A 10,131-nucleotide genomic window follows, 5' to 3' on the forward strand; every position below is an offset into this window, starting at 1 on the left:
GATAGCCTCCTTTCACCCGTCTGGAAGGAGGCTTTTTATGCGAAAAACCGAGCTGAAAATCGAGGAAATCCCGATTGACGAGCTGGTTCCCTACGAAAACAACGCCAAGAAGCACACGCGAGAGCAGATTGACGCGGTAGAGGCCTCAATCAAGGAGTTCGGCTTCAGGAACCCCGTGATCGTGTGGCGCAACGCCGACGGACGCCCCGAGGTGGTGGCCGGGCACGCAAGAGTGGCCGCAGCCAAGAACATCGGCATGCAGAAGGTTCCATGCGTCTCTTGCGACGACCTCACGGACGCCCAGCGCCGCGCCCTCACGCTGGTGGACAACCAAACCACCATGATGACCGGGTGGGACTTCGACACGCTCAACTACGAGCTTGACACGCTGTGCGGGGAGTTCGACATGGGAGACTTCGGCTTCGACACGACCGGCGTGGCGGACATCGACAACCTCTTTACCGAGGAGGGCGAGCCGAAGGACGATTCGCCAGCGCCAAAAACAGCCACATGCCCGAACTGCGGTGAGACGTTTGAGCTATGAGGCTGTACGTCGCCGGAACGAACGGCCTCGGCAACTATCTGGAACGCGCCCTGTTCCAAAACGCTGCGGGGGGGGGCGTCGATGAAATGAGGCTTTATCTTGCCGCCACCCACGGCCCCGGAGGCCGCTATCTGCAAGGAGAACTGTTTTGCGACTCTACCAAGCCGGGACGTTCACTCGACCGTACATCTTCCAAAACGCTAACGGGGGGTGCGCTCCAAGGAGGGTTGGCCGGAATGTGCAACATCCTTGAGAGCTACTACTACGTGGCGGACTGGCAGACGCGCAACATCCACCGCTTCAAGCGCTTCCTGCTCGATTCCGGAGCGTTCACCGCGCTCTACGGGGCTGGGATGGAGGCGAAGGCCCTTCCGGCCTACGTTGACAGGTACATCCGGTACATCTGCGAGAACAACGTCCAAGACTTCTTCGAGATGGACGTGGACTCGGTTGTTGGCTACAAGCGCGTGCTTGAGTTCCGGCGCGAGATCGAGGCGCAGACGGGGCGCAGGTGCATCCCGGTCTGGCACCTAGAGCGCGGCAAGAGGGCCTTTCAGGAGATGTGCACGGAGTACCCGTATGTCGCCATCGGCGGGATAGCCACCAAGGACGGCAGGAAGAGGCTCAAGCCGTATCTCAGGTGGTTCACGAGGGAGGCGCACAGGCTTGGGGCAAAGGTTCACGGGCTCGGATACACCGAGCTGAAAACGCTCCCATCCGTTGGCTTCGATTCCGTTGACTCCACGGCGTGGCTCTACGGGAACCGAGGCGGATACATCTACACGTTCGACGGCGTTGCCATCTGCAAGGTCAACGCACCAAAGGGCCACCGGCTTAAAACGCGGGAGGCCGTCATCCATAACTTCACCGAATGGCTCCGATACGCGGAGTACTTGGAAGCAAACGACAAGGAGTGGTAAGCATGACAAAGAGTAAGTTCCTTTTCTATGCGGCAGCGACGTACTGCGTTCTGCTGATCGCAAACAACACCATCGCTGGGAAGACGTTTGACGTGTTCGGCTTCAGCTGGTCGAGCGCGTTCGTTACGTTCCCGGTCGTGTACATCCTCAACGACGTGTTCACCGAGGTCTACGGTTTCAAGACCGCGCGCAAGGTCGTTTTCATGGGCTTTATCCTGAACCTCGCAGCCGTGCTGGTGTACCAGATCGCGATCATCGTTCCCGGTTCCGCGCACTTCACCGCGCAGCCCGCGTTCGAGGCGGTGTTCTCAACGACTCCGCGAGCGCTTGCGGCAAGCTTCGGCGGCTACCTCGTTGGCTCCACGCTCAACGCCAAGATCATGCAGGTCATGCACGACCGTCACGGAGAGAGGCACCTTATGGCGCGCTGCGTGGTCTCCACGCTCTTTGGCGAGCTGAGCGATGCCGCCGTTTTCAACTTCGGAATGTTCCTCGGCGTGATGCCGGCTCAGGTAATTCTGGCGACGGTCGTATCCTTCGGCCTCGCAAAGGTCGCCTACGAGGTCGTCATGTTCCCCGTGACCAAGGTTGTTATCGGAAAGGTCAAGCAGCTTGATTAAGCGGTGCGAGATATGCGGGCGGGAGTTCAAGGCCCAGCGAAGCACGGCGCGGTACTGCTCCGCCACGTGCCGCTCGCGCGCGGCCAGAGGCTACGCCTACACGGGCGAGCTTCAGGCTCCCGCCCCGTCCGCATCAATGACCGATGACGAGGTGCTTGAGGTCTTGCAGCGCGCCCACGTGGCGGCGAGCGACCTTTCCCGCGCCTCCATGCTCACGTCATCGCCCCTGTGCCTGAAGCTGCGCAGGGTCGCGAAGAAGATCGAGGACGCACTGAGGGGTGAGGGCCTGTGAAGGGCGCGAAGCCGAAGCACAACGCCATACGCCGGGGCCTCTCGGACTCCTACGGCCTCGCCGTGCGCGATGGTTTCTCGGGCGTGCTCATGCCGCAGGACATAGCCGAAGACCCCGTGCAGAGCGAGATATGGGCGTGGCTCGCGCCGCCCGTGAACAGCTTCACGGAGCAGGACATCCCGACGCTGCGGCTCCTGACCTACTGGCACGCCGTGGCGCATCAGGCGGAGCAGGCCATACACTCGGAGAACGGAAAGATAGCCATCTTCGACAAGATCGGCGTGAAGCCCTTCAAGACGCCGGACGGGCACGAGGTTCCGCTGGTGCGCAAGAGCCCCGCGCTCACCATCCTCAAGGAGGCCAGCTCGGAGATTCGCGCGCTCTCGGACATGCTCGGTCTCTCGCCGCTCGCCCGCTCGCGCATCGGCCTCATGGACGCCACCGCAACCAAGACGGCTGCCGACACCGCCGCCATGTTCCGCTCCATCGACGCCGCCTACGAGCTGCCGGAGGTCGAGGTGGTAGTAGATGAGGAGGACTGAGACCGCGTACTCGCGCGAGGGCCTTGTCATGGCCCGCGACTACGAGAAGTGCCTCTCCTCGATGTGCCACCACGTGTCGAACGACTCCTACTACGGGAAGCCCTTCCTGCTCGAGCCGTTCCAGCGCGAGAACATCTGGAAGCCCATATTCGCGACCGGGAGCATGGAGGATGGGAGGTTCAAGCGCCGGTTCCGCCGCGTGATAATCGGGCTCCCGTCCGGCTACGGCAAGACCGAGCTCGCGGCGGCCATCGTGCTCACCGTGGCCACGATGGAGGTCATACACAACGGCCAGTACGGCGTCGTGGCGTCGAGCAAGGACCAGGTGCGCAACATCTTCGAGAAGATAGCCACCATGATTAAGCTCAACGACACGTGGCGCGACCAGTGGGAGATAGGCAAGGACGTCATCACCCACCGCGAGACCGGCGCCAAGATCATGGTGCTGCCGAACAAGCCGGACGCCTTGGAATCGTGGCACTTCAACGTGCTCGTATTCGATGAGCTCCACGTCTACAAGGACAGCAAGGTGTGGGACGCGGGCCTCAAGGGACAGAAGGTGCTCTGGAACCCGCTCTCCATCGGCATCACCACTGCAGCGGACGCGCGCGAGGGCTTCCTCTGGGACACCCTGAAGAAGGCCGACGACGACCACGGCATGTACCTCTACTGGCTCGGCCTCGATGATAAGGCCGACATCGACAAGCGCGAGAGCTGGGAGCCTCTCATGTGCGCCTCGTGGGTCACGTGGGAGAGCATCCAAGACCAGCGCGGCATGGCCACGTCGAAGCGGTCGTTCGAGCGCTACACCGCCAACCGGTTCCCATCGGACAGGGACGCGTACTCGTGCTTCACCACGGCGCAGCTCGACCGGTGCGAGCGCGGCGTGAACAGGCTCGACTTCGAGCGGCCCTACACCATAGGCATCGACGGCGCCACGGCGGGCGACTCGTACGCGATAGTGGCCTATCAGGAGCGCCCGAACAAGAGCGGGAAGATGGTCGGCTACACCAAGAGCTGGATATTCGACACGCCGGACGAGGACACCGGGCACTACCCGCTGAACCAGATCATGGAGCTCATAGCCGGGGTGTGCCAAGAGCACTGGCCGGAGGTCGTTGGCATCGACCCGAACCGCATGATCGTCATGAGCAGCCAGCTCAACGACGTGTACGGCATCGACACCGTGTCCTTCGCCCAGAACAACGCCACCATGTGCCAAGCGACCTCAATCGTGATGAACCTCGTGAAGGACAGGCGGCTCAAGCTCAAGGGCGAGAGGAAGCTTCGGCAGCACTTGGAGAACACCGTGGAGGAGGAGCGCGAGCCATACGGCACGCGCTTCGGCAAGGACTCTCGCAAATCCAAGATAGACGGCGCTATCGCCTTGGCTATAGCCGCGCTCGCCTACAACAAGCTCGTGTCGGGAAGCGAGGACGCCCCGGAAATCTACTAATCTCACGCCGCCCGTACCATGCCGCCAGAAGAAAGGGGCAGCATGGGACGTTTCTACGACATGTTCTACAAGCGCGGCGAGGAGCCGGAGCTTTCAGACGTGGTGCGCGTCAACCTTCCGCCGGGGTTCGCTCCCACACCGGCTGGATACGGCGCGCTCATGTCAATCGACTACGCCGCGTGCGAGCAGACCAAGGCGCGCTCAATGGCGTCTCTTCCGTTCAGCGTGGTCAACCACAGGCGCAGCGGATCGGAGCGCCTGACCAACCATCCGCTCGCGAAGCTCCTCAACGGCATGGCCAACGAGGAGATGACCGCCCCGGCGCTCATGGCGTGGACGGTGCTGCGACGTGACACGTTCGGCAACGCCTACTGGTTCATCGAGTGGAACCGTGGGCGCATCGAGGCCATCTGGCCCATCACCGCGACCGTGCAGCACAACTATGACCGCGACGCGCCGAAGGGCTACCGCACCACCTACACCGTATCGCCGGGCGATGACCACGTGCCCGCAGGGACGTACTTCAACCACGAGGTCGTCAACATCTGCACGCACGTGACCAAGGACGGCATCAAGGGCAAGTCGCTCGCGAAGCTGGCAGCCGAGGAGATCGGCCTGAGCCTCGACCTTGAGCGCTTCTACCGATCGATGCTCCGCAACGGGAACCACCATCTGGGCCACGTCGAGCTACCAGCCGGGAACGTCATCAACGACGAGAAGAAGCTGAGCGCCCTGCGCACGGCAATCGACATGAAGAGCGGCATCACCGAGGCAGGGCGCGCGCCCATCTTCGGCTACGGGGCTAAGTGGGTCGCCGACCAGCAGACCATGAAGGACGCGTCGGTCATCGAGCAGCAGAAGTGGGTGCTGCATCAGGTGTGCCGCGCCTGCAACGTTCCCCCTTGGAAGGTCTACGACGGAGACCAGACGACCTACGCCGGCGGGCAGCAGTCCAACATCGACTACGTGACTGACACCATAGTGCCCGACGTGCGGTGCATCGAGATCGCGTTGCATCCGGTTCTCGCGTCCTGCGGGCTTCCGAACGCGCAGGCCAAGTTCCGCGTTCAGGGCCTCATGCGCGGCGACGACGCCACCCGCACCCAGTACTACCGCGAGATGGGCTATCTGGGCGCGATCACGCGCGAGGACGTCCGCGACCTTGAGGACTTCGACCCGCTTGAGGGCATCGGGCTTCCGCTGTTCCCGCTGAACTACGGAACCGTCAACCCTGATGGAACCGTGAACGTTTTCAACTCGTCCAACGCAGAGAAGCCGAAGGAACCCGGAGACGGGAGCCAGACGGGAGTAGGAGGCACGAATGTTTCAAATCAAGAATGAGGCCCAGCGCGCGACGGTGTACCTCTACGGCACCATCGGGAGCGACTTCTGGGACATGGATTCGAGCAACACGGCCAAGAACTTCGCCGCGACGCTTGACGAGCTGAGTCCCAAGCCGCTCGACATCCGCATCGACAGCTGCGGCGGCGACGTGTACGAGGGCTTCGGCATCGCCTCGGCCATCCAGCGCTACGAGGGCGAGACCACCGCATACGTTGACGGCATCGCGGCCTCGGCGGCCTCCTACATCGCCGTCATGGCGGACAAGGTCATCATGAGCGACTTCGCGCAGCTGATGATTCATGACGCATGGACCTACACGAGCGGCAACGCGGCAGAGCTTCTTGTGGCCGCAGAGCGCCTTGAGGCCGTGGACGCCACCATCGCGGGCATCATCGCCGCACGCTCCGGCATGGACGTTGAGGACGTGCGTTCCGCCATGGACGCCGAGACGTGGTACGACGCGCAGGCCGCAGTTGACGCGGGCCTCGCGGACGAGATCATCCAGACCGAGCAGCGCGTGGCGGCCTGCATCGACCCGGCCATGCTGGCCCGCTACAAGCATGCCCCGAAGGCGGCAATCGAGGCGCTTTCCACTCCCAAGCCCGCCGAGCCGGAGGACGAGCCGGGCAAATCTCACGCCGCAAATACCATGCAGCAAAACGAGGGGAGCCGCCTCCTCGTGCTGGGAAACAGGGTCTACCAGACAAAGGAGTAGAAATGGCAGTCATCACTTCCAAGCAGCTCTGGCAGGAGCGCAACCGACTCGCGGAGGAGCAGCGCATCGCCGCCGACTCCGGCGACAAGGACAAGGCCCTCGTCATTCAGGGCCACATCGAGCAGCTCGACGTCACGCTCGAGCACGTCATCGACATGGAGGACGCGCTTCGCAACGCGCCCAAGCCCAAGCCGCAGAACACCTCCTTCGCCGAGCGCATCTTCGGCGCTCGCGACGAGTTCCACGGCGTGGAGATCGGCTTCAAGAACTCCGCCGAGGTCGGCCCGCGCAACGACGCGACCGTCGTCACCGTCGGCGCCCCCACCGAGATCGAGCTCGAGCTCCCGGCCAAGCCCGAGTCCCCGTTCCAGACCTTCGCGGACACCCTCCTCGAGGCCCCCGCAGCCGGTTCCGTCAGCTACAAGCAGCGCAGCACCCAGACCGGCTCCCCGGACACGTGGGGCGGCGTGACCTCCGGCAACTCCGCGACCAAGAGCCGCGTGCTCTACTCCTACAAGGACGCCGTCGCCAACAAGGAGACCATCGCTGGCTACGTCCCCATCTCCAAGGAGTCCCTCAGGGACTACGACGAGCTGATGGACGTCACCAACCATGACCTCCTGCTCGACCTCGACATGAAGACAAACTCCAAGTACTGGACCGGCGACAGCTCCACCGGCATCGTGGGCATCACCAACGTCACCGGCATCCAGACCTTCGAGACCGCCATGGGCGGCAACTACTACGAGGCCATCCGCAAGATGCGCACCCTCGTCATGAAGAACGGCCTCTGCATCCCCACGCACGTCGCCGTCTCGCCCGAGATCAAGGAGGCCATCGACCTCTACAAGACCGCCACGGGCCTCTACCAGACGCTCGGCACCAACATCTACTGGGGCATGCCCGTCGTGGAAGACCCCGACTGCCCCGGCATCCTCGTGTACGACTCCTTCGCCGCTCGCCGCCGCGCCATTCACGGCGGGGTCTCGGTGGAGATCGGCTACTACAACGACCAGTTCATCAAAAACGAGCTGTCCATCCTCGCCGAGTGGACCAAGGCGCTTCAGGTGCGCCGCCCCGACGGCTTCTGCTACGCCGAGAAGACCGACCTCGACAAGACCGAGTAAGGAGGAGCCATGTACACGAGCACCAAGAGGGTCACGCGCGACGGCCGCCTCGTCGCCTACAAGGGCGAGACCATGTCCGACGACGAGGCGCGCGAGCGCGGGCTCCTCAAGGAGGAGAAGCCCAAGGGCAAGGCGCCGCGCCGCAAGGCCAAGCCCGAGCCAGAGGACGAGGAGGAGTGATGCTCGTAGCGCCGGACTCGACAATCCGCGTCGCGGCATCCGAGGCCATCACGCTCAAGCTAGAGGCCGACGCCTCGATCGACTCCGCGACCCTGCGCCCCCGCTTCGGCGGGGAGCAGGGTCTCCCCGTTGAGGACAACGCCATCGAGCTTCCCGTGATGAAGGCGCCCGACCTCCTGCGCATCGACTGGAAGGTCGGCGGCGAGACCATGTTCTCCACCTACTGCGAGGTGGTCTCCCGCCACTACTTCCCGCTCGACGCGCTCAGGGGCTACGGCGACGGGCAGGACGACTTCGACAAGCTCAGCGAGGAGGAGCTGTTCCAGGCGCGTCAGGCGGCCACCGAGGTCATCGAGCGCAACGCCCTCCGCTCCTTCGTCACCCGCATCGGGCGCACCAAGGACTACGGGCGCGGCAGCTACCTTCAGCTCGACCACAACGACGTGCGCGAGCTCCTGACCGAGGGCTACCGGCTCGAGAGCGACTGTCAGGCCACGCGCACGGCGTGCCACCCCTTCCCGTGCTGGGTCGAGTACCTCTACGGCTACGGGGAGGTGCCCGCGCAGGTGTCCCGCGCCGCCCTTGAGCTCGCGGCGTACATGCTCCGCCCCTCGAACCGCCCCATCGGTGCCACGGGCGAGAGCACGGACGCGGGCTTCATCCGCTTCACCACGGCAGGGCAGGACGGCGCCACGGACATCCCCGAGGTCAATGCGGCCATCGAGCAGTTCGGGCGGGGGGCGAACCTCGTATGGTGACGTTCAAGGAGGCGCGCGACGAGCTGTACCGGCGCATGGCCAAGGTAGCCGAGGGCTTCGCCGACCTCTACCCAGGCGTGCAGGCACCGAAGGTCTACGACGGGTTCCCGACCAGCGAGCCGCCGTTCTACATCGCGGTCGATTCCATCGTGGACACCGCGACCATGGGCGGGCGCGCTGTGCCGGGTGCCGGGAAGCTCGACTTCACCATCCACGTCCTGTGCTTCGCCCGCCACTCCGACCAAGCCACGGCATCGGCGACGCTTCTGGCTTACGTGGACGCGGTCTTCAACGCCGTGATGGCAGACCAGCGCCTCGCCATGTCCGTTGACAACTCGTTCCCATCCATCGAGGCCGCCGGAGCGTCCGGTGACAGCTCCAAGTACCACATGGCCGCTGCATCCGTGGGCGTGCAGTGCTCCGTGTTCGCCAAGTGCCCGCAGAAGTTCAGGGAGGTTATGCAGTGATCGCCACCAAGGACGTCTCGGTGCTCTACAACGGGCACCCCTACCGGTTCAAGAAGGGCGCGACCGTCAAAGCGCCCACCGCGCTCGTGAGGGCGCTCAAGGAGCAGGGGGCGGTTCGAGCCGCCGCACGGAAGAAGGAGACCAGCGATGATTAACGTTTCCATCGGCATGCTGGGCGTCGCGCTTCAGGATAGCGACGCCCCGGCGGAGCAGCCCACCATCAAGCACGGCCTGACCGGCGGCGGTCTGGTCAACCCCGAGCGCACCATCGAGCAGAAGGCCGTTGCGTGCGGCCTGCGCGCCAACGCCGCGAACGGTGCCTACGTCTCCGAGGTCAACATGGGCGTTGACTTCGAGACGCTGGCCTACGCCGACTCACTTGCCCTCTACTGCCTCGCCGCAATGGGCAACATCGTCTCAACCACCGTTGAAGAGCATCCCGGCTACCACAAGCACGTCATCACGCTCGGCTCGGTGCTCCCGCTGCTGACCTTCTGGGGCCAGATCGGTGACACCGCCCAGCAGACCGTGCACAAGGTTGACGGCTGCAAGGTTGACACGCTTGGCCTCACCTTCGAGGGCAACGCCCCGCTCGACATCAGCGTTACCGCAGCGGGCGTCGACGCGACGCTCTTCCAGTCTTGGGGCGACGTGGTCAACCCCTCGTGCTTCGACGGCTACTTCGTGCCCACCGGCGGCGACTTCAAGATCGACACCGCGAGCAAGACCCCCGTTGACGTGACCGTTACGCAGGGCAGCTTCGAGATGTCCAACAGCCTCGAGGCGAAGCGCGCGGCGGGTCAGGTCGTGCCAACCATCCTCGCGGAGGGCAAGCTGACCACCTCCGTGAACATGACCGTCGTGCCGGATGACTTCGCGCTCATGCGCAAGTGCCTCACCGGCGCTGCCGACGGCACCAAGGTCTCCTCCAAGATCGTGTACGGCTCCGCGCTGTGGAAGTTCACCCACTCCGCCGACGCCAACTGCACGCTCGAAGTCGCGTTCACCAACGTGCCGTGGAACTTCGAGATGCCGGAGGTCGACCCCGAGGGAAACGCCGCAGAGGTCGAGTTCAGCGCCGATGACATCGGCATCGACTCCGCAGACGGCACCCCCGTCACCGTGACCATCGTCAACAAGACCGAGAGCTACATCACCGAGTAAGG

General features: G+C 64.0%; 14 protein-coding genes. All 14 read left to right on the forward strand.

Going from position 1 to position 10,131, the window contains the following annotated elements; genetic code table 11:
• Window positions 1–37 precede the first annotated feature (37 nt).
• Genes B5G20_RS02830 through B5G20_RS02885 form a run of 14 tightly spaced genes read left to right on the forward strand, consistent with a single transcriptional unit; the run spans window position 38 to window position 10,129 of the window.
• Window positions 38–544 (forward strand): ParB/Srx family N-terminal domain-containing protein, encoded by a 507-nt coding sequence (locus tag B5G20_RS02830; RefSeq protein ID WP_087354857.1) that lies wholly within the window; start codon window positions 38–40, stop codon window positions 542–544.
• A complete protein-coding gene (locus tag B5G20_RS02835) occupies window positions 541–1,464 on the forward strand; it encodes a hypothetical protein (protein ID WP_158094374.1) in 924 nt (307 codons plus the stop codon). Before B5G20_RS02830 ends, B5G20_RS02835 begins: the two co-directional genes overlap by 4 nt.
• Before the next feature lie 2 nt (window positions 1,465–1,466).
• Complete coding sequence (locus B5G20_RS02840) at window positions 1,467–2,084, forward strand: queuosine precursor transporter (protein ID WP_158094375.1); 618 nt, start codon at window positions 1,467–1,469, stop codon at window positions 2,082–2,084.
• Window positions 2,077–2,376: a hypothetical protein gene (locus tag B5G20_RS02845; protein WP_087354864.1), complete on the forward strand. Its 300-nt coding sequence runs from the start codon at window positions 2,077–2,079 to the stop codon at window positions 2,374–2,376. The genes B5G20_RS02840 and B5G20_RS02845 overlap by 8 nt, the downstream gene beginning before the upstream one ends.
• Window positions 2,373–2,918: a P27 family phage terminase small subunit gene (locus B5G20_RS02850; RefSeq protein ID WP_087354866.1), complete on the forward strand. Its 546-nt coding sequence runs from the start codon at window positions 2,373–2,375 to the stop codon at window positions 2,916–2,918. Before B5G20_RS02845 ends, B5G20_RS02850 begins: the two co-directional genes overlap by 4 nt.
• Complete coding sequence (locus B5G20_RS02855) at window positions 2,905–4,374, forward strand: terminase large subunit (RefSeq protein ID WP_087354868.1); 1,470 nt, start codon at window positions 2,905–2,907, stop codon at window positions 4,372–4,374. Before B5G20_RS02850 ends, B5G20_RS02855 begins: the two co-directional genes overlap by 14 nt.
• A 42-nt stretch (window positions 4,375–4,416) precedes the next feature.
• Complete coding sequence (locus tag B5G20_RS02860; protein WP_158094376.1) at window positions 4,417–5,715, forward strand: phage portal protein; 1,299 nt, start codon at window positions 4,417–4,419, stop codon at window positions 5,713–5,715.
• The gene (locus B5G20_RS02865; RefSeq protein ID WP_087354872.1) at window positions 5,696–6,433 is read left to right on the forward strand and encodes a head maturation protease, ClpP-related; all 738 of its coding nucleotides are present in this window, start codon (window positions 5,696–5,698) and stop codon (window positions 6,431–6,433) included. Before B5G20_RS02860 ends, B5G20_RS02865 begins: the two co-directional genes overlap by 20 nt.
• A 2-nt stretch (window positions 6,434–6,435) precedes the next feature.
• Window positions 6,436–7,560 carry a phage major capsid protein gene (locus B5G20_RS02870; protein WP_087354874.1) on the forward strand — a complete coding sequence of 375 codons (1,125 nt, stop codon included), beginning with the start codon at window positions 6,436–6,438 and terminating at the stop codon, window positions 7,558–7,560.
• 9 nt (window positions 7,561–7,569) lie between these two features.
• On the forward strand, window positions 7,570–7,740 hold the full coding sequence (locus tag B5G20_RS10300) for a hypothetical protein (RefSeq protein WP_158094377.1): 171 nt from the start codon (window positions 7,570–7,572) through the stop codon (window positions 7,738–7,740).
• Window positions 7,740–8,498, forward strand: a complete 759-nt coding sequence (locus tag B5G20_RS02875; protein WP_087354875.1) for a hypothetical protein — start codon at window positions 7,740–7,742, stop codon at window positions 8,496–8,498. Before B5G20_RS10300 ends, B5G20_RS02875 begins: the two co-directional genes overlap by 1 nt.
• Complete coding sequence (locus B5G20_RS02880) at window positions 8,492–8,965, forward strand: hypothetical protein (protein WP_087354877.1); 474 nt, start codon at window positions 8,492–8,494, stop codon at window positions 8,963–8,965. The genes B5G20_RS02875 and B5G20_RS02880 overlap by 7 nt, the downstream gene beginning before the upstream one ends.
• Window positions 8,962–9,120, forward strand: a complete 159-nt coding sequence (locus B5G20_RS10305; RefSeq protein ID WP_158094378.1) for a hypothetical protein — start codon at window positions 8,962–8,964, stop codon at window positions 9,118–9,120. The genes B5G20_RS02880 and B5G20_RS10305 overlap by 4 nt, the downstream gene beginning before the upstream one ends.
• Entirely contained in the window at window positions 9,113–10,129 is a 1,017-nt protein-coding gene (locus tag B5G20_RS02885) for a phage tail tube protein (RefSeq protein ID WP_087354879.1), read from the forward strand. The genes B5G20_RS10305 and B5G20_RS02885 overlap by 8 nt, the downstream gene beginning before the upstream one ends.
• Window positions 10,130–10,131 lie beyond the last annotated feature (2 nt).

The sequence above is a fragment of the Collinsella sp. An7 genome, from assembly GCF_002159335.1.
Lineage (GTDB): Bacteria > Actinomycetota > Coriobacteriia > Coriobacteriales > Coriobacteriaceae > Coprousia.

Excerpts from the sequence above, each read along its gene's own strand:
- B5G20_RS02830 (WP_087354857.1), top strand. The coding sequence starts at position 38 with ATGCGAAAAACCGAGCTGAAAATCGAGGAAATCCCGATTGACGAGCTG.
- B5G20_RS02835 (WP_158094374.1), top strand. The coding sequence starts at position 541 with ATGAGGCTGTACGTCGCCGGAACGAACGGCCTCGGCAACTATCTGGAA.
- B5G20_RS02840 (WP_158094375.1), top strand. The coding sequence starts at position 1,467 with ATGACAAAGAGTAAGTTCCTTTTCTATGCGGCAGCGACGTACTGCGTT.
- B5G20_RS02855 (WP_087354868.1), top strand. The coding sequence starts at position 2,905 with ATGAGGAGGACTGAGACCGCGTACTCGCGCGAGGGCCTTGTCATGGCC.
- B5G20_RS02860 (WP_158094376.1), top strand. The coding sequence starts at position 4,417 with ATGGGACGTTTCTACGACATGTTCTACAAGCGCGGCGAGGAGCCGGAG.
- B5G20_RS02865 (WP_087354872.1), top strand. The coding sequence starts at position 5,696 with ATGTTTCAAATCAAGAATGAGGCCCAGCGCGCGACGGTGTACCTCTAC.
- B5G20_RS02870 (WP_087354874.1), top strand. The coding sequence starts at position 6,436 with ATGGCAGTCATCACTTCCAAGCAGCTCTGGCAGGAGCGCAACCGACTC.
- B5G20_RS10300 (WP_158094377.1), top strand. The coding sequence starts at position 7,570 with ATGTACACGAGCACCAAGAGGGTCACGCGCGACGGCCGCCTCGTCGCC.
- B5G20_RS02875 (WP_087354875.1), top strand. The coding sequence starts at position 7,740 with ATGCTCGTAGCGCCGGACTCGACAATCCGCGTCGCGGCATCCGAGGCC.
- B5G20_RS02880 (WP_087354877.1), top strand. The coding sequence starts at position 8,492 with ATGGTGACGTTCAAGGAGGCGCGCGACGAGCTGTACCGGCGCATGGCC.
- B5G20_RS02885 (WP_087354879.1), top strand. The coding sequence starts at position 9,113 with ATGATTAACGTTTCCATCGGCATGCTGGGCGTCGCGCTTCAGGATAGC.